15 protein-coding genes are annotated in these 22,322 nt (G+C 34.6%); 6 read left to right on the top strand and 9 right to left on the bottom strand.

Going from position 1 to position 22,322, the window contains the following annotated elements:
• The first annotated feature begins 187 nt into the window (after nt 1-187).
• Complete coding sequence (locus ACGLWY_RS14285) at nt 188-3,649, top strand: proprotein convertase P-domain-containing protein (RefSeq protein WP_396620348.1); 3,462 nt, start codon at nt 188-190, stop codon at nt 3,647-3,649.
• Nucleotides 3,650-4,035: 386 nt separating this feature from the next.
• Here ACGLWY_RS14285 and ACGLWY_RS14280 read toward each other — a convergent pair whose 3' ends face one another.
• Together ACGLWY_RS14280 and ACGLWY_RS14275 are read right to left on the bottom strand one after the other, a co-directional pair.
• Nucleotides 4,036-4,836, bottom strand: a complete 801-nt coding sequence (locus ACGLWY_RS14280) for a TIGR00266 family protein (RefSeq protein ID WP_396620347.1) — start codon at nt 4,834-4,836, stop codon at nt 4,036-4,038.
• Between the two features lie 227 nt (nt 4,837-5,063).
• Complete coding sequence (locus tag ACGLWY_RS14275) at nt 5,064-5,519, bottom strand: DUF4442 domain-containing protein (RefSeq protein ID WP_396620346.1); 456 nt, start codon at nt 5,517-5,519, stop codon at nt 5,064-5,066.
• 158 nt (nt 5,520-5,677) lie between these two features.
• On the opposite strand from ACGLWY_RS14275, the gene ACGLWY_RS14270 reads away from it, so the two are divergent.
• From ACGLWY_RS14270 to ACGLWY_RS14250, 5 genes are all read left to right on the top strand, one after another.
• Nucleotides 5,678-6,124: a DUF4870 domain-containing protein gene (locus tag ACGLWY_RS14270; protein WP_396620345.1), complete on the top strand. Its 447-nt coding sequence runs from the start codon at nt 5,678-5,680 to the stop codon at nt 6,122-6,124.
• Nucleotides 6,125-6,283: 159 nt separating this feature from the next.
• A complete protein-coding gene (locus ACGLWY_RS14265; RefSeq protein WP_396620344.1) occupies nt 6,284-6,622 on the top strand; it encodes a PadR family transcriptional regulator in 339 nt (112 codons plus the stop codon).
• A 1-nt stretch (nt 6,623) separates the two neighbouring features.
• Nucleotides 6,624-8,417 (top strand): PspC domain-containing protein, encoded by a 1,794-nt coding sequence (locus tag ACGLWY_RS14260; protein WP_396620343.1) that lies wholly within the window; start codon nt 6,624-6,626, stop codon nt 8,415-8,417.
• Nucleotides 8,418-8,592: 175 nt separating this feature from the next.
• Nucleotides 8,593-9,321 carry a head GIN domain-containing protein gene (locus ACGLWY_RS14255; RefSeq protein WP_396620342.1) on the top strand — a complete coding sequence of 243 codons (729 nt, stop codon included), beginning with the start codon at nt 8,593-8,595 and terminating at the stop codon, nt 9,319-9,321.
• A gap of 309 nt (nt 9,322-9,630) precedes the next feature.
• Nucleotides 9,631-10,464, top strand: coding sequence for a GIN domain-containing protein (locus tag ACGLWY_RS14250; RefSeq protein ID WP_396620341.1), 834 nt, complete (start codon nt 9,631-9,633; stop codon nt 10,462-10,464).
• 67 nt (nt 10,465-10,531) lie between these two features.
• On the opposite strand, the gene ACGLWY_RS14245 is transcribed toward ACGLWY_RS14250, so the two are convergent.
• From ACGLWY_RS14245 to ACGLWY_RS14215, 7 genes are all read right to left on the bottom strand, one after another.
• Nucleotides 10,532-11,119, bottom strand: a complete 588-nt coding sequence (locus ACGLWY_RS14245; protein WP_396620340.1) for a YceI family protein — start codon at nt 11,117-11,119, stop codon at nt 10,532-10,534.
• Between the two features lie 182 nt (nt 11,120-11,301).
• Entirely contained in the window at nt 11,302-12,570 is a 1,269-nt protein-coding gene (locus ACGLWY_RS14240) for a hypothetical protein (protein WP_396620339.1), read from the bottom strand.
• Nucleotides 12,571-12,616: 46 nt separating this feature from the next.
• Complete coding sequence (locus tag ACGLWY_RS14235; protein ID WP_396620338.1) at nt 12,617-13,201, bottom strand: YceI family protein; 585 nt, start codon at nt 13,199-13,201, stop codon at nt 12,617-12,619.
• Between the two features lie 440 nt (nt 13,202-13,641).
• The gene (locus ACGLWY_RS14230) at nt 13,642-15,537 is read right to left on the bottom strand and encodes an alpha-amylase family glycosyl hydrolase (protein WP_396620337.1); all 1,896 of its coding nucleotides are present in this window, start codon (nt 15,535-15,537) and stop codon (nt 13,642-13,644) included.
• Between the two features lie 2 nt (nt 15,538-15,539).
• Nucleotides 15,540-17,486, bottom strand: coding sequence for a glycoside hydrolase family 13 protein (locus ACGLWY_RS14225; RefSeq protein WP_396620336.1), 1,947 nt, complete (start codon nt 17,484-17,486; stop codon nt 15,540-15,542).
• Between the two features lie 82 nt (nt 17,487-17,568).
• The gene (locus ACGLWY_RS14220; RefSeq protein ID WP_396620335.1) at nt 17,569-19,683 is read right to left on the bottom strand and encodes a glycoside hydrolase family 97 protein; all 2,115 of its coding nucleotides are present in this window, start codon (nt 19,681-19,683) and stop codon (nt 17,569-17,571) included.
• A 332-nt stretch (nt 19,684-20,015) separates the two neighbouring features.
• The gene (locus tag ACGLWY_RS14215) at nt 20,016-22,319 is read right to left on the bottom strand and encodes a glycoside hydrolase family 65 protein (RefSeq protein WP_396620334.1); all 2,304 of its coding nucleotides are present in this window, start codon (nt 22,317-22,319) and stop codon (nt 20,016-20,018) included.
• Nucleotides 22,320-22,322: the final 3 nt, after the last annotated feature.

Genomic DNA, 22,322 nt, shown 5'->3' with positions numbered 1-22,322 from the left:
ACATAGATAATTGTTTAATTTTGCGGCATCAGTCTCTCAAAACAAATTGCTATGAACCCATCCAAACAACTCCTTTTTAAAAAATTATTTTTTTTAGTAACGTAAACATTTCAAACTATGTATCTAATTACTTAAAATTATTTTATTAAAACAGTATTTGTCTCTCAACCTTCATGTCTCTCACACAATGAATATTTTTAAACTATTTTCAACGCTCTTTATATTTTTATTTTTTTTAAACCCCATGGCCTTTTACGGGCAAGACATTTGCACTAATTATACAACAACGCCAGGCACGACCATTTCTAGTAACGGATCAAATAAAGTATATGATACCACTATTAATGTATCAGACTCTTATGTAATAACCGATGTAAATGTTACTGTAAATATAACCCATACATGGAATGAAGATTTAGATATTTATTTAATATCGCCATCTGGTACAACCGTAGAATTATCTACTGATAATGGAGGAAACGGAGATAATTACAACAATGTTACTTTTGATGATGCTTCTGCAAATATATTATCTACTGTCAATACTACCCTTTCTGGCACTTACCGTCCCGAAGGCTCTTTAGCTAGTTTTAATGGGCAAAATTCAAATGGAAATTGGATTTTAAGAGTTACGGATGATGCCAATGCAGATGGCGGAATTATTAATAGTATTACTTTAAACTTATGCCATACAACACCTCCTATAGATGGTTATTCTGGACCTGGTGGTGTTGGCTCAAACGATGGTACTTCAGATTTAATAATATGGTATAGACCCGATAATGGTTTGGCTACAACAGGCACTTTAATTGATAGTTGGACAAATTCAGCAGGAGTTTCAGCATTCGATATTAGTGAAACAGGCACACAAAGACCTACATTGGTTGCAGGAGCCATTAATGGCTATGATGAAATAAGTTTTAGTGGAAGTAATAGGTTAAGAACAGGACAAACGCTTACTTCAGCTAATTTTATAACAAACCAAGCTTCAACTTTCACAGTTACAAGAGCGCATAACACATGGCAACAGGCATCTGTTTACACTACAGACACTCTTGGTCACAATAGATTTACTAACCATATACCTTGGAATGGATCGGTTGTTTATGATATAGGATATTGGTGGGATTCAAATGCTAGACTTGAAGTTACTGGCTTATCTGATTTAGATTCCTATTCAATTTGGTCTTACGATGCACATCCAACCACTGGCAGACAACTCTATAGAAATGAAAGTTTATTACAGGATATGGCAAACTCCGCTAGTTTTTTAGATTATTCTGGAAGTCGATTTAACTTAGGCGGCAATACAGTAGGGACAGATGGGTTTCAAGGTAATGTTAGTGAATTAATAATTTTTAAGACAAAAGTGAATACAGCTCAAAGAATTATTATAGACAACTATCTATCGGCTAAATACAATCAATCGCTTACAGCAAATGATATTTACACCAGAGACAACCCTGGTAATGGTAATTTTGACCACCATGTAGCGGGTATAGGACAAGCTACCGATGGCTCTAACCATACCGATTCTCAAGGCACAGGCATTGTAAGGGTAAACAACCCAACAGGTTTAGATAACAACGAATATTTATTTTGGGGAGAAGAAACACAAAATCCTTCATACACGTTTAGCCTTAATACAACCAATTATACCCAACAGTTAAACTCGAGATGGCAGGTTAGCCAATCAGGAAATAGTATAGGCACCGTTACAGTTTCTTTCGATATCAGTAGTATGAACTTATCAGGAAAACAAGCCTGTGTAAACTTAGAACTCATAGTTGATAATAATTATGATTTTTCATCGCCAAGTAATGTTTATCCTTTAACTATTGTTGGTAATACCGCTACGGCTACCGGTGTTGAATTAACAAATAACCGCTATTTCACGTTACGCTACATCGACCAAATTGTTTGGGATGGTTCAAGTTTTTACAATGGTTCTGGCTCTGGAAATGCCCCAAACAATACCAATTCATGTCTAAAATTAACTGTAAAATCTGGAGGAGCTGCAACCTTAACTTTTGATGCCCATGTAAAGGAAGTTGAAGTTGAAACTGGAGCTACCTTAAATGTTGCCGACGGCGTGGTATTGGAAACAGAAGATCAAGTTGTTGTAAATGGAACTCTAGATTTGTTGGGTGAAGCACAACTTATACAAAACCACACGGGTGCTACTTCAAATTCTGGAAGTGGCAGCTTAAAAATAAGACAACAGGGAACAACCAATTTATATAATTATAACTATTGGAGTGCTCCAGTAAACAGAAATGGCAATTGGAGAATTGGCTATTTAGAAGATGCTACTGGAACCGTCAATTTCACGAGTGCACTAAACCCTAACCCCTCAACATCACCAATTACCTTAAGCAGTAGATGGCTTTATGGCTTTAAAGGTCCCATTGGAGATTATAATGCCTGGAAACAATTTTCAACGACTACCAATATAGAGCCAGGAGTTGGATTTACAATGAAAGGTTCTGGAGCCTCGACCACCGAACAAGAATTAATTTTTAGAGGCATCCCTAATGATGGTGATTATACAATTTCTGTTACCGAAAATACCGAATTTTTAATAGGAAATCCATACCCTTCTGCATTAGATGCCAATCAATTTATTACAGATAACTTAACGGTTATTGACGGCTCATTATATTTCTGGGAACACTTTGAAACCAATAACAGTCATTACTTAGCCAGTTACGAAGCGGGCTATGCCATTTATAATTTAATGATGCCATTACCTGCGGTTGCCGACGCCTCCGGATTAACAAGTGGCAATGGTACTTCATCAAAACCCGCTCCCACACAATACATAAACATAGGGCAAGGTTTTTTTACAACCATTTTAAGTACAGGTTCTTTGGTATTTAATAATGCACAACGTTATTTTGCACGCGAATCTGCAAACGAAACTATTTTTTTTAAAAACAGCACAAAAAACAAACAAACTGTAAATGAAGACCACAGACCTAAAATTTGGTTTTCGTTTACAGAACCAAAAGGCTATACAAAAATGATTGGGCTTGGTTACGATGAAAAAACCACTAACGGCTACGATAGAGGTTACGATGCTAAATCGTATGACAGTTTTAAAAATGACCTATATTGGGTATTAAATAAGGAACGTTTAGTCATTCAAGCGTTACCCGAAATAGATATTGAAGACCAATTGCCTCTAGGCATTAAAGTTTCTGATGCTGGTTTATATAAATTTTCGATTAGCAACATGGAAAATGTTCCCGATGATTTAAACATTTATTTAGTTGACAATATCCAAAACAGCTATTACAACTTAAGGGATGGCGATGTGCAACTGCTCTTAAATTCCGGAACAAAAAGCAATCAGTTTTCAATAGCGTTCAAAAATGAAAATTCGCTAGGAACTATTTCCTTTGAACATAAAAACCTTTTCACTTCATACAATAACGACAACAAAATACTGGCACTACATACTAAAGAGCCTTTAGAAAATATTCAAAGTCTAAAAATTTTCAATCTGGTTGGTCAAGAAGTTTTATCCGTAAATGCGCCACAATCTTATGTAATTAATCTATCTCAACTTAACGATGGTGCTTACTTTCTTAAAGTTACTTATAAAACTATAGAAAATGCCAAAAACATTAAGTTTGTTAAGTATTAAATATATAGGTGTATTTTTAATGAGGCTAAAAAGCCTTTAAATTTAATTTGTCAGGTAGAGCTTTTTTTAGAATAAAAATCATTGTTGTCCGATAAAACTTTTACAATTCATCTGCAAACACAGTAATAATGGGTTTTTAAAGAGATTACTGATTCGTGCTCTTACTTTTTGTAATAATTTGTTACTTAGCAAGTAATAAAACAGAAATACAAATAGACATTTGAATGGCAATAAATTGCCATTCAAATGTCTATATTCCTTAGTCTATACTCTATTTTTTTAGGCGGTCTTGAATCATTAATCGGACACTAATGAATAAAAATGATACCTCAATATGATATAGAACTAGACTTTTTACACAGCCTCATTAAATTAAAGACAAGACATTAAAATCTATTATCGCCATCTAAAATATTACCCAAACCACCTAAAATACTGCCTTCGCCTTTATCTTTGCCACCACCTTGAGGTGCCGATGCCAATACGCGACCAGCTAATCTGCTAAATGGCAAGGATTGGATATAAACAATTCCGGGACCTTGTAATTTGGCAAAAAACAACCCTTCACCACCAAAAATGGTGTTTTTAATACCACCGACAAATTCAATATCATAATCGATATCTTGCGTAAAACCTACAATACAACCCGTATCCACACGCAAGATTTCTCCACGTTGCAATACTTTTTTTGCCATAGTACCACCTGCATGTACAAACGCCATACCATCGCCTTCTAGTTTTTGCATGATGAAACCCTCACCACCAAAAAGTCCGCGACCTAATCTTTTTGAAAACTCGATACCAATGCTCACACCTTTAGCGGCACATAAAAACGCATCTTTTTGGCAAATAAATTTGCCTCTAAACTCGGTTAAATCAATAGGAATGATTTTTCCGGGATATGGCGATGCAAAACTTACATTTCGTTTTCCCGTTAAATTATTGTAGAAAGCTGTCATAAACAAACTTTCGCCTGTTAGTATCCGTTTTCCTGCCCCTAAAATTTTTCCTAAAAATCCAGAATCGTTTTGAGACCCATCACCAAAAATAGTCTCCATTTTAATACCATCGTCCATCATCATAAAACTACCTGCTTCGGCAATCACCCCTTCTTGCGGGTCGAGTTCTATTTCTACATATTGCATTTCTTCGCCGTAGATTCTATAGTCAATTTCGTGTGCTGTCATATTATTGTTGATTTATTATTTGTTGATTTGTTTGTCTTAAAAACAACCATAATGTTACATGTAGTTGGGTGTTGGGTGTTGGGTACTGGGTACTGGGTGCTGGGTCTAACCAACTAACTATCCAACCAGTCTAATAATCTAACCTCATAACCTCATAACCTCATAGCCTCATAACTTTATAACCTCATAACCTCATAACCTTATAACCTCATAACCTCATAACCATCCTAACCCCTAACCTTTATACTCCATTCAAAAATAAATGTAGAAACCTCAATACCTTCCTCATTGATCCCAACAGATTTCATACGAACGGTTTGTCCCTCGCCTGTTTCAATAGTTTTTTGCAATGCTTCATCTATTAAATTTCCATCGTTACAAGTAAAGGTAATTTTACCCGTTGCTTTTTTTGAAAATGTTGCCGAATTTGATGTTACTAACATGGAAACACGCTTTCCAGATTCTTTAATTTTTAACATCATTAATGCCCCAGTTGAAAACTCTGCCGCCATACCTTGCACCGCCCAAAACATGGACTTAAAAGGGTTTTGGTTTATCCATCGATGGGTGACTCTAACAATACATTTTTCAGTATCTATATACTGTGTGCGAACACCACAAAAAAAGGCTGAAGGCAGCTTAAACAAGGTGAAAGCATTTAGTTTTCTGGGAGTTATATTCATATATAATGATTTAGAGACTGACTAAATTTTTCACTAAGTTATGAAAATAATCTATCTCTATAAATGTTAAATTTATGTTAATTATTAGTACTATGTGTAACATAATACCTGTTTTAAGACATATATTTGCATAAGAAACTATTATATGCTTTTAAATCATGTTAGATAACCACCAAAAAAACATCGCCACATTTATTCATTTATCAACCTTTAGCAGGTTTATTATTCCGTTTGGAAACTTTATTGGGCCTATTATATTATGGGCTGCCAATAAAGAGAAATCGGAATTTATAGATGCCCATGGAAAACAAGCCATTAATTTTCAAGTAAGTATTTTGCTTTATGCCATTATTCTTGGTGCGATAACGGTTCCGTTTTTCATATTTAAAATGTTTAGTGGTTTAGACTTTATAGACTTTCATGGTTTCCACGATTTTCATATCAACATCGGCAAGCCTTCTCCCCTTTTATATATTGGTGGTGGCTTAGGTGTTTTGGCAATTATAGGTTTTATTATAGAACTTGTTTTAATAGTAATAGCTAGTTTAAAAGCACGAGATGGCGCATATTATAAATATCCACTGACAATCAATTTTTTAAAATAATTTCATCAATAAATCATCATCAAATCAATCAAAAAATGAACAGTTTCACATTATTAAAATGATTTAGAATATGACACGAGCATGGGTAAAATCATCAATCAATTTAAATGTCTTGAATGCGAACCGCATAAGACCTTTAAAAAACAATATTAACAACTTATGAAAATAGAAAACACAAAAGCACAAATGCGCAAAGGAGTTTTAGAATTCTGCATACTATCGGTCTTAAAAGACGACGATGCTTATGTAGCAGAAATTTTAGATACCTTAAAAGACGCTAAACTGCTCGTAGTGGAAGGTACTATTTACCCACTACTTACACGATTAAAAAATGCTGGACTTCTTAATTACCGTTGGGAAGAGTCTACTTCTGGACCGCCGAGAAAATACTACGGACTGACCGAAACAGGCAAATTATTTTTAAAGGAATTAAACACCACATGGAGCGAATTACAAAACGCCGTGAACTTAGTAACCAATCAAAAAAAACAACATTAAAATGAATAAAACAGTCAACATAAATTTAGCAGGTACATTCTTCCATATTGATGAAGATGCATACTTAAAACTGCAACGCTATCTTGAGGCTATAAAACGTTCATTTACAGACTCTCAAGGGCGCACTGAAATTATTGCAGATATTGAAACACGTATCGCCGAACTTTTTAGTGAACGCGTTCAAAACGACAAACAAGTTATTCGTATTAAGGAAGTTGATGAAGTTATATCCATCATGGGGCAACCAGAAGATTATTTGGTTGATGATGAAATTTTCGAGGACGAACCACAATCCTCCTACCAAAGAAAATCATCGGGTTCAAAAAAACTATTTAGAGATACCGACAACTCATACATTGGTGGTGTTGCTTCCGGACTGGGGTATTACTTAGGTATTGATGCTGTATGGGTACGCTTACTTTGGATATTATTTACAGTTGGTTCGGGTGGTACTTTTATATTCATTTATATTCTGTTCTGGATTTTAGTTCCCGAAGCTAAAACAACTGCCGAAAAAATAATGATGACGGGCGAACCTGTAAATATTAGCAACATAGAAAAAAAAATTAAGGATGGTTTTGATACGGTTTCAGAAACGGTATCGGATGTCGCTAAAAATGTCACAGACTCTGTTTCTGGTGCCGCTAAAAATGTATCGGACGCAGCAAAGAAAGTCGATCTTCAAAAGCAAGGAAGCAGAATTAAATCGAACTCAAAATCATTTTTTGACACGTTAGCAGATATCATCATGTTTTTCCTTAAAATATTTGCAAAGTTTATAGGAATCATTTTAATAATAGTAGGTGCCTTTGCCCTAATATCATTAATAATTGGTTGGTTTTCATTAGGCGTTGCCGATATTATACACATACCAGGAATGGATTTTGTAAATATTGCCATTGCAGGAAACTCACCAGTTTGGTTGGTTTCTTTATTAGCCTTTTTCGCTATCGGAATTCCTTTCTTTTTCCTTTTCTATTTAGGTTTGAAAATTCTTGTGACCAACTTAAAATCTATTGGGAACATTGCAAAATTCACCCTTTTAGGCTTGTGGTTATTCTCAATCATCGGATTAATAGTCATTGGATTTAGAGAAGTAAGCGAACATGCATTTAACGAGCGTGTTATGGAAAAACAAACGCTTTTTATTACTGCCAACGATACCTTAGAAATTAAAATGGCTGAAAATGATTTATTAAGAAACCGCTATCACAGACACGATTCGTTTAAAGTAGCAAACAATGAAAACGGTGAAAAAACTATTTACAGTTCAGATATTAGCATCATTGTTAAATCTACAACCGACTCTTTAGCCACTATCAGTATAGAAAAAAGTGCCGATGGCAGAAATTATGACAAGGCCATAGAATGTGCTAAAAACATACATTATAATTACGCTTTAAAAGGAAATATGCTCCAATTAGATTCTTATTTATCAACAGATGCAAAAAACAAATTTAGCGACCAAGAGATCGTTGTGGTTCTTTATTTACCAGAAGGTTCCGTGGTTAAATTTAGCAACAATACCAGACGCTATTTAAACCATAACATGGCTTCAAATTACATGAACCATTACTTAAATGTTACTGAAGACGATTTAGTATGTAATGATTGTGATGATGATGAATTTGAAATAGACGTTGATATTCCCAATGTAAAAATTGATGAAAGCGGTATTGAAATTAAGGGCGACAAAAGCAGTTTGAAAATTGACGATAATGGCATTAATGCCGAATCGGAAGACGTTAAGGTAAATATTAATTCGGAAGGCGTTAGTGTTAAATCAGAAAACTAAACAATTCATCATTAAAAAACAACAGTTCAGATATTTAGGTTACTAATCAATAACAAAAAAGCTAGATATTTGAATAACAAAAACATCAATCATACTGAAATAAATTCAGCATACATACTGAAACAAGTTCAGCATACATACTGAAATAAATTCATCAATCAAAAAACGAACAATTATGACAACTTTAGCAAAAATTATAGTAGCTACCCTTATTAGTTTAAGTTTATTTTCTTGCAATTTTGATATAAACATACACTCAGGCATTGAAGGAAACGGTAATGTAACCATTGAAAAAAGAAACATTAATCAACCTTTTAGTGCCATAAAGGCTACCGAAGGTTTAAATGTATATGTAACACAAAGCGACAACGAAGACATCAGCGTTGAAGCCGATGAAAATTTACAGGATATCATTATAACCGAAGTTGTGGATAATGTTTTGAAAATACACACTAAAAAAAATATAGGTAAATATACCTCCAAAAAAGTAATGGTAAGCTTCAGAGATATTTCTAGTATGATCGCTACAAGTGGCAGTAATGTAAAATCAACAAACACCCTTGTTGTAAAGCATTTAGATTTAGAAACTAGCAGTGGCAGTCATGTCGATTTAAGCATTAACGCCGCCAATCTAAACTGCAAATCTTCCAGTGGCAGCAATTTAAAACTATCTGGAAAAACCATTAAGCTTACTGCCGAAGCCTCAAGCGGCAGCACTATAAAAGCTAAAGATATGGAAGCCCAATCCAGTTATGCAAATGCCTCAAGTGGTGCCAATATTACGGTAAATACCTCAAAAGAATTAACAGCGAAAGCAAGCAGTGGAGGTCATATTACATATTTTGGAAATCCTGAAAAAGTAACTAAAAACGATAGTGTTTCTGGTAGCATAACGAAACAATAAACCTTAAAGCCAACCAATTTAGAGCCTGTTTAAGTTTTATCCTTTGGTTCTTTTATGTGCCTTTTTCCACCATACTTCAGCTATTTTTCGGTTCGTAGCTATGTACCTCTCCCTCGCGGCAGCCTGGCTCCTTCGCTAAAAAGGTCTCCCAGACCTTTTTTATACGCTCGGCCCTGTCTGAAGAAAAAATACCCTATAAAATATTCCAAAAACAAAATTTAAACAGGCTCTTAAAACCATCTTAAGCTAAAAAATAAAGTTTAAGATGGTTTTGCTTATATTTGTTATACAACAACTTTCTTTAAATCAATGATTAACCCATATATTACCACCGTTGCTTTACTGTTTTGTTTCGCTACCGTGGCACAAAATCCTGAAAAAGTAAGAGGAAATAAAATTGTTACCATTATACAAACCGAAATCAATCCGTTTCACACCATTATAGTTGATGAAGATTTTGATATTGAAATCGTTTATAACAATGTACCTTCGGTGACTATTGAAACTGATGAAAACCTGCATGAGTTTATAAAGTTCGATGTTGTTAATGGTGTTTTATCCTTTGATAAAACGACAAGAATAGTCACAAAAAAACGCTTGAATATTACCGTGAATCATGATGATAGCTTAAACACTATTAAAGTCACCGATTCTGGCAAAATACTATCATTAACAACCATGAATTTGGCTAACGCTATACTTATAGCGGAAGGGGCATCAAGAGCAGGATTAACTTTAAAAACAACTGATTTTGAGTTTCAAGGTCATGGCAAGTCTAAGGTAAAACTTAATTTAACCTGCGAAAACGCCAAACTGTCATTATCTGATAATGGCAAATTAGAGGCGTTAATTTATTCACCAATTACAAACATAGATTTATACCAACGTGCTCACGCAATAATTGAAGGAGAAACCAATGAATTTAAGCTAAGAACCGATAATTACTCGCAATTTCATGGTGAAAATTTTACTGCCCATATCTGTAACACTTTAAATGAAATATCCAGCGATGCCTATTTGGAAGTAACCGATACAATAACTATTGATGCTTCAGGTAGTAGTAGCGTATATCTGTATGGCAACCCTAAAATTATAGTGAATAAACTTAGCGATACTTCTAAGCTTCAAAAAAAGGAAAAATAAAAAAGAATGATATTATATTTAACATCATTCCTTTAAAAAATTTGAATCCGAACTAGCCCAACCTAAACTATTTTTCCCGAACTGCTAATTGGAAAAAAATTTGAATTGTATCATCTACAGAAATAAGCCCAAACATTTTTTTTGGTGCTTCTAAGCCATAATCGTCTAAACTTATTGCCAAATCTCCCGTAATAAGCATGTCATTATTTTTTTTAACTTTTACAGGAATTCTATAGCTTTTAACAATCCCCGCAATTTCTATATTTATGAATGCTTGAACATCCAATGTGTTTTCTAATGGCGTAATCTCCTTTAAAAACAATGTTATTTGAGGATACTTATCTGTTTTTAAAATTTTTTGAAAATCACTGTTTATTCCTTTTCCACCACAATCAAAACAATTATTATCTAAAACTAAAGCTGTTTTTTTAAAAATCATTTTGCCATCTTCAACAAAATAGTCTACATGAATGGGATTTTTAAATTTATTAATATTAAATACACAAGAAAAGGTATTTACATTGGTTGTTCCTCTAACCACCAAAGAACTCTCTGTAGTTATAACAACCGATGTACTTTTAATTATTGAATCTCTAACTGTAAAAGCTAATGCGGTCACTATAGAGATTAAAAATATAACCCTCTTGATAATCATAACATTAAAACTTAATTTCTGGAATTTTATTATGAACTCGTTTAACTTTTCACAATTTGACTAAAGAATTTAAATGAGTTATACATAAAAACAAGTCTCAAAGTAAATGCCAATTTAAAATATTATTGTAAATAATTTTGACTTTGTACTATTGAGACTTGTTACACTTAATTATGAAACACTTAGAAACTTATAGCTGCTTCTAACATAAAACCATTAAACTTACCATCCTCTAAAAGGTCTCCTGTTGGATAATCTTTATATTTTTGAACAACATACTCAGCTTTCATTAAGACATTTTTGGTCATAAACCAGCCAGCACCTAATTGGAATCTATCAATATTTATATCATCACCACTTGTCAGTTCAGCACTTACTGTATTGTATCGACCACCTAAGTAGAAGTTTTCACTGTTACCAAATCTATAGATAAGTTCACCTGCATATTGTGTCGCTTTTCTTCTGTCGGTTTCAGCTAAGGTTCTTCCAGAAGTCAACTCAACAGTTCCAAAAACTTCCAAACCTCCATATTTTATGAATGGATTAATCATTACAGCAGTAATTTTGTTTTTAAAACCTGGATCGAAACGTCCTGATCTAAAGTCATCTTTAGTAGCTGTTGCAGATTGCATAATATCATAATATCTAGAACCAGCTCTATCTGCAGTATATAAATATACAGATTGAGCGTACCCAGTGTTGTATAAAGATCCTGTTAATCTGAATCTAAAATCATCGGTAATTTGTTTATCGTAACCAACTTTTGCAAGGAAAGCTGCGCCTCCAGTCGTACCATTAGACTCTTTAACGTTTTGGTTTAATTTACCATTAGAGAAACCTACCATTCCTAAAAAACCACTATCACATTGGTAAAGTAATTCAGCACCAACTTCAGTTGTAAATGAATCCATAATCAGGTTTCCTACAAACGGATTGAAAAGCGTTTGGGCATTATCACTTCTTCTAAAATGTGCGTCACCGTAATTATTTTCCATATGACCAATTTTAATGGTTGCATGGCTCATGAAATCTTCTAAAAATCCTTCACTAATAAAATCTAATTTATCAATTTGAAAATAGCCTCCTTTAACATAAGTTTCATGGTGATGTCTAGAAGATAGATAGGTTCTTAAATGCATTCTTACACCATCATAAAGTGCCACGTCTAAATCTAAATTGGCTGTAGCTAAATTAAAGTTACTTCCTACTTTTCCTAATGGTGCAGCTCCAGAGTTTTCATTGTCCAAAGCTTGGAATTGAAGTGTCGAAGCACCTCCTACCCTAACTTTCACGCCATCAAAGGTTGACACTGTATCTTTTTGTACTTCAAAAACGCCTATTCCGTCTTGATCTTGTGGTTTAAAATTATCTAAATGTCTGTTTTGAGCATAAAGACTGAATCCTATTAATATGATTCCCAGTAGTATTGATTTTTTTAATATTGTTCTCATAATTTCTGTTTTTAATTTTTATTGTTTGGTTATTAAATTGTTTGGTTTATTTAAATATGGTTGAAAATTTAATTGTTATATCGTCGCCTGTTGTTATGGTACCTAATAATGCCTTTGGTGGATCGACCTTAAAGTCGGTCATCTTAATTTTCTTTTCACCAGTGAGTGTTATTTTATTTCCCACAATGCTTAAAGTAAACTCTAAGGGAATGCGTTTCTTAACACCCGAAATGGTTAAGTCGCCATCTGCTTTTACTGTAAACTTGCCGTTTCCTTTGCTTGAAGTTTCTTTAACCTCGATCAATTGAAAAGAAATTGTTTTATAAGAATTTGATTTTAAAGCTTTATAAGTATTTTTATCCATAGAAGATTTACCACTTTTTAAGCTTTCTACAGCTATATCAACTGTGCATTTATCAATGTCACCTGTTTCAAGGTTTTTAAAAATTATTTTTCCGCTTTGTTGTTCGGCAGTAATGTGCCAATCGTGTAAACTTGAAGTTCCTAAAACGGTTAATGAAGATTCTTTGTTTATTAAATTGAATTGTTGCGCTTGAATTAAATTACATGTTAAAATAAAAAGAGCCATCAAGTTTAAAACTCTTTTGTAATTTCTTTTATTTGGATTCATAAGTTTTATTGTTTTTAATTATGCTACAAAGTTCATTCGAAACCAAGTATTAAAATATGATTTTTGTCATATCGAAATTTAATAGGCTATCCAACAGTTATAACATAGCCTATTTCAATAAAAAAAGAGGGCTTCAAAAAAATGAAGTCCTCTTTTAAAAACTGGTGTCCATCCTGAAAAAAAATTACATGAACAACTGCATGAACAACTGTGTGTTATACTATTTAATATACGAACTCATTTAAAGTTTTTGAAATTAAGCGAAAATTAGAGGGTTTTAGTTCTGTTGAAGGCTTTTTTGAGTTAGGGCCGAGCGTAAAGAAAAGGTTTAGTAAACCTTTTTAGAGAAGGAGCCAGCTTGTCGCGTTGGAAAAGCTACGGAAGGAAGAAAAGGCAAAAACAGAGCTGAAATCAGCAATTTTTTAGCAAATTGAAAAACTTTAAATGAGTTCTACCTTTAAAATAAAAGATTCTAAGCTTTTCAATTTTATTTTGATACTTCCAACACCATTTTCAACTACAATAGCAGACGAAAACGCTTTATATAATTCGTCCTTTACTTTATAATTTCCATCTACTAAATTCCATGCTTTAATAATATCCTGAGGTATTTTTAATTGGAATTCCTGACCATTATCGGCATCAAAATTTGAAACAATGATTAATTTTTCATCAGGACTCCAACGTATAAAAGACAATACGTTATCACTATAATTTTCAGTGTTTTTTCTATTGAATAGATGGATGTCTTGATAATTTCCCATTAATGCCGAACTATTAATCGTGAAATTTAACAGGCGTTTGTAAAAATCCCGCAATGACTTTTCGGCTTCGGTAGATTGTCCGCCGTAAAATTGTTTGTTATTAACCCAACGCTGTAAATGGGGCACTCCAATATAATCAAAAATAGACGTTCTTGAAGGGTGTCCAAAACCGGCATTCTCGGCACCTGGCTCGCCCAATTCCTGTCCAAAATAGACCATAGTTGGCGAAGTGCCTATTGTAGCAGAAACTACCATAGCCGGTTTTCCTTTTTCTGCACTTCCCGCAAATTCGGGACTTGCAATACGTTGCTCGTCATGATTCTCTAAAAAATGCAACATGTGATGCTCAATATCTTTTAAGTCATTTTGAATAGCCGGAATATGATCGGTTTTACCATAACCTTGCATAATATGTTTTATGGTGTCATATAACTGCACTTTATCATACAAATAATCCATTTTTCCTTTTTTAATGTAATCTCTGTACAAACTTGGGTTGTACACTTCTGCCATTAAAAAAGCGTTTGGGTTTTTCATTTTAATACTGGAATTCATATAGCTCCAAAACTCAACGGGCACCATTTCTGCCATGTCGTAACGGAAACCATCAACACCAAAATTTATCCAATAGAGTGCAATATTCCTGAATTTTTTCCAAGAATTTGGAACCGTTTTATCTTTCCAAAATTCAACATGCTTTTTATAATCCTTATTTTCAAAACCTGCAGGTAATTCGTCAAAGTCTTTTTTGCCATCTGGCGAAACACCATAATTAATTTTAACGGTTTCGTACCAATCGTTTGGATTGGGTTGAGCTAATCGTGAACCATTACCTGTCCATTTTGCAGGATTTTCATAAAATACATGATCTTCTAACGGATGTTTTTCGGCTCCTAAAGGTGTATAGCCTTGTTCCCATTCCGGCACTTTAAAAGCGTCATTCGGATTGTAATAAAAGTTGTTATTTACATGATAAACCTTCGATTTATCGTCTGAAGCACCAAAATCCTCTACTCCTTTTGGGTTGGTTAAACCTTGGTAATTTCGGGCTACATGATTTGGCACTATATCAATAATCACCTTTAATCCTGCCGTATGGGTTCTTTCAATTAAATCCCTAAACTCTTGCAATCTGTTTTCAACATGTACAGCTAAATCTGGATTTACATTGTAATAATCTTTTACGGCGTAAGGCGACCCTGCACGGCCTTTTACGACATCGGGGTCGTCGTTGGAAATGCCATATTTACTATAATCTGTAATGACATTATGGTGTGGCACACCTGTGTACCAAATATGCGTTACCCCTAAATCCTTAATCTCCTTTAATGCTTTATCTGTAAAGTCGTTAAACTTGCCCACACCATTTTCTTCTATGCTGCCCCAAGGTTTATTGTTTGTGTTTGTGTTACCAAATAAGCGTGTAAATACCTGATAAACCACTTGCTTTTTTTGACTATCTGAAATTGATGGTTCTTGGGATATATCGGCTTTCTTTTCACCATTACAGCCAAGCAATCCTAAAAATACAATAAAAACAAAGCGTGGGATGTAAGCTAAAGATTGATTCATTATTAAATTTTAGTTGATAAAATGGTGATTCCTTTTGAGTTTAATACCATCTCATCTTTCCAAACAAAAGTTTCATTAGTCACAATATTTTTTAAGGTTTTGCCTTTTAAACCTATTTCATCATAACGTTTCAAATCGATTGTTATCGGACTATCATTCTTATTTATTATTACTGCAACTGTTTCTCCATCAATAATTCTAAACAATAAATAAGTACCCGTAAGCGGTGCAAAATGAATGGTTTTCCCATCGTGAATGGCTTTGCTGGTTTTACGATAGTTCAACACTTTTTTCACAAACGACTGCATATCCTTTTGGGCATCGTTTAAACCTTCACCAGTAAATGCATTTACGGCATCTCCTTGCCAACCTCCAGGGAAATCGGTACGTATTAAGCCGTGGTCTCCTGGGTTTGCCGAATCATTCATTAAAATTTCGGTACCATAATAGATTTGTGGAATTCTAGGTAATGTTAAGAGGTAACCCAGTGCCATTTTGGTATGGGCTACATCTTCCTTCAATTGGGTAAAAATGCGACTCATATCGTGGTTGTCGGGGAAAACCATAATATCCTTTGGCGTTGCGTAGTGGAAATCGTTCGCCAACCCTTCATACATTTTAACCAAACCGGTGTCCCAGCCTTCCCATTCATTCAACCCATACACTATTTGACGCTGCATCGCAAAATCCATGGGCGATCTTAAATTGGATTTGTACCCATCTCTATTGTTAGCGCCTTTTTGCCAATATCCAATGATTAATGGATTATAGCTCCATTCTTCGCCAACAATACTAAAATTAGGATATTGCTCCATAATGGCACCTGCCCACTGTCCCATAAATTCTTTATCGGAATATGGATAGGTATCTTGGCGAATACCCCCTAAACCAGCAGTTTCAATCCACCAAATACTATTTTGGACAATATACTTTGCCATAAACGGATTGCGTTGATTTAAATCTGGCATTCCAGATACAAACCAACCATCGCTCATTTCTTCTCTATCTTTTTTAGCCGAATAAATATCTTGGTTACTGGTACGTCTGTGATTGGATGTAATGGTCGCTTTATTATCCCATGAATCTTTATTATCCTCGTAATTTTCTTGATAATTCACCCAATCTTTAAATGGTAAATCCTTCATCCACCAGTGTTCCAACCCACAATGATTTGCCACTTGATCCATAATAAGTTTCATACCCTTTTCTTTCGCTTTATGTGCTAATTCAAGATATTCTTTTAAAGTTCCAAACCGAGGATCAATTTCATAAAAATCGGTCATGGCATAGCCATGATACGAGCTACTTGGCATATTATTAGTCAATAACGGGCAGGGCCAAATGGCAGTAAAGCCCATACTCTCTATATAATCCAAATGATTGATAATCCCTTGGATATCACCACCGTGCCGTGCATAATCATTGGTTCTATCAATCGTTTTTTCCAGTAAATCTTCATTAATATCGTTTGATGGGTTTCCATTAGAAAATCTATCGGGCGTGATAAGATAAACAACGTCTGAACTATCAAACCCTATGTAGTCTTCAGCAGGCTTTTTTCTTGGTTTCAGTTCGTAGGTTTGTATTTTTTTATTGCCATTTTCAAACTTAAATACAATATCGAATTTTCCTGCCTTGGCAGTTTTATCTATATTTAAATCTATAAACAAGTAGTTTTCGCTATCTGCTTGATGTACTTTTTTAATTGACACGCCAGCATAATTTATTTCTGGTATGGCTGTAGCTATGTTTGGATGCTTTACCAATAACTGTAATTCGGAATCTTTAAAGCCTACCCACCAATTTGAGGGTTCTATACGTTCAATATCATTGTGTTCCACTGCCAAACTATTTTTATGAGCTACAATTGAATCCTCATTGTTTATATGACTTAACGGCATATTTAAAACCGTTAACCACACAATAAATATACTACTTACCTTTATCATTTTTTATTCATTTTAAATGAAACTTCTATGACGCATGCCTCTTTTATTTATTTACTAACAGGAATAATTAAAAAAATACAACCTATTTAACTTCTATAATACTAATGGCATAACCCCCACCTGCAACAGACACTTGCGATAGTTTCGATTTACTAGTGACCTTTTTTGTTTTAATGGTATAGGCCTGCGGATTGGTTTTATAGTGCGCATCTTTGGCATCGGCATAAATGGTCGCCATATACTTTTTATCCTTATCTAAAAAATCGAAGGTTATGTTCGATGTTCTGGCTTCATTACCATTAACATTACCAACAAACCAATTGTTAGCACCTTTTTCTTTACGTGCAACAGTAATATAATTACCCGGTTCTGCTTCTAAATACACACTTTCATCCCAATCGATTGCCACATCTTTTATAAACTGAAAGGCATCCATAAATTGTTCGTAATGCTCGGGTAAATCGGCCGCCATTTGCAAGGGGCTGTACATGGTCACATATAATGCCAACTGATTTGCAAGCGTACTGTTTACATGAGAATCATTGTTAGGGTTTAATTTACTAATATCCATTTCGAAAATTCCTGGGGTATAATCCATAGGACCACCTATTAAGCGCGTAAATGGCAATATGGTAACATGATTAGGTTTAGAACCTCCGAAGGCTTGAAATTCGGTACCTCTAGCAGATTCATTTCCTATTAAATTGGGATAGGTTCTACATATTCCCGTAGGGCGAATAGCTTCGTGTGCATTGACCATAATTTTATAATCGGCCGCTTTTTCAATAGCATATTGATAATGGTTTATAATCCATTGGCTATAATGGTGTTCGCCTCTTGGCAAGATATTACCAACATAGCCACTCTTTACGGCATCATAACCGTTGTCTTTCATAAACTGATAGGCTTGATCCATGTGACGTTCATAATTTCGAACCGATCCGGACGTTTCGTGGTGCATGACCATTTTAACGCCTTTAGATTTTGCATAGGCATGAATCGCTTCCACATCAAAATCTGGATATGGCGTGACAAAATCGAACACATAGTCTTTAGATTTCCCAAACCAATCTTCCCAACCCTCATTCCAACCTTCAACCAAAACAGCATCAAAACCATGTTGTGCAGCAAAATCAATATAATGTTTCACTTTGGTATTGTTTGCAGCGTGTGTACTGTTGGGCTTTACTTTAGTATAATCGGTAACTCCAAGCTGTACTGCAGGCAATTCATCTGTATAAGCCCAAGAGCTCTTCCCTGTGATCATTTCCCACCAAACACCGATATATTTTACTGGTTTAATCCAAGAAGTATCTTCTATGGCACAAGGATCGTTTAAGTTTAATGTCATTTTAGATGATAAAATATCCCGTGCATCATCACTTACCATAATCGTTCTCCAAGGTGAGTTTGAAGGCGCTTGCATATAGCCTTTATCGCCAACGGCATCTGGTGTTAGCCAAGATTGAAAAACCATGTTTTCATCATCCAGATTTAGATGCATACAAGAATAATTGATTAATGCCGCTTCATGAATGTTTATATATAATCCCTCATCGGTTTTCATCATTAAGGCAGTTTGCACACCTGTTTTGGAAAACTGTTCTTGAGATGCATTACTTGTTACTGCTTCATCATATTTTCCACGAATTTCAGAGAGTTTGGATTCTGTATAATCGTATTCTTGCGTATCATAATCTCCCGGAATCCAAAATGCGGTATGGTCTCCTGCCATAGCGAACTGTGTTTTCTCTTCTTTGATTACAAAATACACTAAGTTTTTTTGAGCAGGAAACTCGTAGCGAAATCCTAAACCTTCGTTAAACATGCGAAAACGGATTACCATGGTTCTATCTGTTTCATTCTGGGTCAAAGTAACCGCTAATTCGTTATAATGGTTCCGAATGGCTTTCACCTCGCCCCAAACAGGTTGCCAAGTTTCATCAAAGGTTGCTGTTTCAGTATTTGAAATTGTAAAATCGTTCACCAAAGATTTTTTATCATTTTTTAATTCCAAACCTAAACGGCTTTGTTTTACAACAGCGTTATTCTTATAAGATAGTTTATAGGTTGGCGTGCCATTACTATCAAGCAAAAACTGCATGGTTAGTGCGCCGTTAGGTGATTTTAATTCTTGGGCATTGAGCTGACTGTATGCCGAAATCAAAACGGCAAGGGTTATCATAAATGATTTCATCTGTTTATATTTGTTTTCAAAGTTTCAAAGTTTCAAAGAGGCAAAGTTTCAAAGTTTCAAAGAGGCAAAGCTTCAAAGTTGCAAAGGCTCTTGATTCTTGGCTCTTGATTCTTGGTTCTATTTTCTATTTTCTATTCTCTATTCCATAACCCCAAATAGTCATTTCTTGAGTGAGTAAAGTTTTGGTCATGGATATTTGCTACGCCAGTTCGCCTAAAGGCTCGTGTCATCTGTTTATTTTTTATTGTTTTTATTTGGTCAGATGAAACACCACGAAATGAGTGTTTCATCTATTAATTTTAAAAATTATACATACTAAACGATATACTAATTTAATGAAGTAATTGTTTCTTTTGAAGCACTAGAGGCTTATTGTTCACTAAAATTTCTAGTACTTCACCGTTTATTAATTCAAAATTTGTTTGATTTTGATTCACACTTACCTTCAAAATATGGTTTCTAAAATTTACTTTGAACGAATACCCTTCCCATTGTTTTGGTATTTTTGGTGTAAATGACAACATGTTATTTTTAACACGCATACCTCCAAAACCTTCTACAATACTCATCCAGGTTCCTGCCATAGACGTTGTGTGTAGACCTTCGTGAACTTCATGATTATAATCGTCTAAATCTAAACGCGATGTTCTTAAATAAAAAGTATAAGCCTGTTCCATTCTATCTAACTTGGCCGCTTGTATGCTATGTACACAAGGTGATAACGAACTTTCATGAACGGTAAATGGTTCGTAAAAATCGAAATGACGTTCCAATTCTTCTATAGAAAAATGTTCTTCAAAAAAATAGAATCCTTGTAAGGTATCTGCTTGTTTTATATAAGGCGAGCGCAAGATTCTATCCCAACTCCATTTCTGGTTGATGGGACGATTCGATTTATCTAAATCGGTCACCGTAATTAATTCTTTATCTAAAAAACCATCTTGCTGTAAATAGACTTGATGCTTTTCAGAATAGGGAAAATACATAGTCTCTGCAACAGTTTTCCAATCTATTAATTCACTTTCAGATAAGCGTACCTTATTCATTATTCGGGTATAATCTGAAGGATATTCTGCTTCAATCTTACTAATATTCTCTAAAGTATAATTAATACACCACTGTGCCAAATAATTGGTATAAAAATTATTATTAACGTTGTTTTCGTATTCATTAGGTCCCGTAACGCCTAAAATAACATATTTGTTTTTGTCCGTTGAAAATGTAGCACGCTGCTGCCAAAAACGGGCAATCCCTATTAAAACCTCTAAACCTTTTTCTGGTATATAACTGTAATCTCCCGTGTAGCGGTGGTAGTTATAAATAGCAAAAGCAATGGCACCATTTCTATGTATTTCTTCAAAAGTAATTTCCCATTCGTTATGGCATTCCTCACCGTTCATAGTTACCATGGGATATAACGCTGCTCCGTTTTTAAAACCTAACTTTTCTGCATTTTCAATGGCTTTTTCTAAATGATTGTAGCGGTATTCCAATAAGGTTTTTGCCACCTGCTGGTTTTTTGTTGCCATGTAAAACGGGATGCAATAGGCTTCGGTATCCCAATAGGTACTGCCCCCATATTTTTCACCCGTAAAGCCTTTAGGTCCGATATTCAATCGCGAATCTTTACCTAAATAGGTTTGATTTAATTGGAAAATATTAAAACGGATCCCTTGTTGTGCCTTGATATCGCCTTGAATGGTAATATCGGCCATGTCCCAAATGTTTTCCCAAGCTTGTTTTTGGGTTTCTAACAGGGCATTAAACCCTAAACCCACAGCAGTTTTTAATACGTTTTTTGCTGCTGAATTTAATGCTTCTTTTTCGTGGTTTCTATCTACCGTATAGCCACCAAACTTATGGATGGCAACTGTTTCATTTGCTTTTACTTGCTGTTTGTAACTAAAAGAAATGGATGTTTCGGTGGTTTTAACACTTGGCTGTAAAGCAACTTCTTTTTCGTTTAAAAATAATTGGGATTCCATAAATGTACATGTATGGAAATCTGTTTTCATGGTTTTAGCCTGGATAAAGGCTTGTTGGTTTTCATGGTTTACGTGTAATGTATCCCAAAACTTATCATCCCAATTCGTGTCTTTATTGGTAATGCCACTGCTTAAATAAGGCTGAAATATAATTTCTGCATCTTTGTTTATAGGCTTTACACGGTATTGAATGGCTCCAAGTTCGTCAAATTCCAAACTTAAAAAGCGTTTTGCCTCCACTTGAACGACCGTATTATTTTGAAGTGTTGCGTTAAAACTTCTTGACAACCAACCTTCTTTCATGTTCAGTTCCCTCTTAAAGTCTTCTACTTTTTTACACGTATATAAATCGAGTTGTTCACCATTTACAATAACATCGATCCCAATCCAACTTGGGGCATTAAGTACCTTGGCAAAATATTCCGGATAGCCATTTTTCCACCATCCCACTCTGGTTTTGTCTGGGTAATAAACACCTGCTATGTAACTCCCTTGAAAGGTATGACCAGAATACTGCTCTTCAAAATTGGCACGCTGTCCCATGGCACCATTGCCAATACTAAAAAGACTTTCTGAAGACTTAACGCGCGATGCATCAAACCCTTCTTCTATGATTGACCAATAATCTGGTTTTATATAATCTTGATTCATTAT

This window comes from Mariniflexile sp. HMF6888 (assembly GCF_044335535.1).
Taxonomy (GTDB): domain Bacteria; phylum Bacteroidota; class Bacteroidia; order Flavobacteriales; family Flavobacteriaceae; genus Mariniflexile.
Note: the sequence above shows the minus strand (reverse complement) of the source record. Positions and strands in the feature narration are given on the sequence as shown.

Excerpts from the sequence above, each read along its gene's own strand:
- ACGLWY_RS14285 (WP_396620348.1), top strand. The coding sequence starts at position 188 with ATGAATATTTTTAAACTATTTTCAACGCTCTTTATATTTTTATTTTTT.
- ACGLWY_RS14280 (WP_396620347.1), bottom strand. The coding sequence starts at position 4,836 with ATGACAGCACACGAAATTGACTATAGAATCTACGGCGAAGAAATGCAA.
- ACGLWY_RS14275 (WP_396620346.1), bottom strand. The coding sequence starts at position 5,519 with ATGAATATAACTCCCAGAAAACTAAATGCTTTCACCTTGTTTAAGCTG.
- ACGLWY_RS14270 (WP_396620345.1), top strand. The coding sequence starts at position 5,678 with ATGTTAGATAACCACCAAAAAAACATCGCCACATTTATTCATTTATCA.
- ACGLWY_RS14265 (WP_396620344.1), top strand. The coding sequence starts at position 6,284 with ATGAAAATAGAAAACACAAAAGCACAAATGCGCAAAGGAGTTTTAGAA.
- ACGLWY_RS14260 (WP_396620343.1), top strand. The coding sequence starts at position 6,624 with ATGAATAAAACAGTCAACATAAATTTAGCAGGTACATTCTTCCATATT.
- ACGLWY_RS14255 (WP_396620342.1), top strand. The coding sequence starts at position 8,593 with ATGACAACTTTAGCAAAAATTATAGTAGCTACCCTTATTAGTTTAAGT.
- ACGLWY_RS14250 (WP_396620341.1), top strand. The coding sequence starts at position 9,631 with ATGATTAACCCATATATTACCACCGTTGCTTTACTGTTTTGTTTCGCT.
- ACGLWY_RS14245 (WP_396620340.1), bottom strand. The coding sequence starts at position 11,119 with ATGATTATCAAGAGGGTTATATTTTTAATCTCTATAGTGACCGCATTA.
- ACGLWY_RS14240 (WP_396620339.1), bottom strand. The coding sequence starts at position 12,570 with ATGAGAACAATATTAAAAAAATCAATACTACTGGGAATCATATTAATA.
- ACGLWY_RS14235 (WP_396620338.1), bottom strand. The coding sequence starts at position 13,201 with ATGAATCCAAATAAAAGAAATTACAAAAGAGTTTTAAACTTGATGGCT.
- ACGLWY_RS14230 (WP_396620337.1), bottom strand. The coding sequence starts at position 15,537 with ATGAATCAATCTTTAGCTTACATCCCACGCTTTGTTTTTATTGTATTT.
- ACGLWY_RS14225 (WP_396620336.1), bottom strand. The coding sequence starts at position 17,486 with ATGATAAAGGTAAGTAGTATATTTATTGTGTGGTTAACGGTTTTAAAT.
- ACGLWY_RS14220 (WP_396620335.1), bottom strand. The coding sequence starts at position 19,683 with ATGAAATCATTTATGATAACCCTTGCCGTTTTGATTTCGGCATACAGT.
- ACGLWY_RS14215 (WP_396620334.1), bottom strand. The coding sequence starts at position 22,319 with ATGAATCAAGATTATATAAAACCAGATTATTGGTCAATCATAGAAGAA.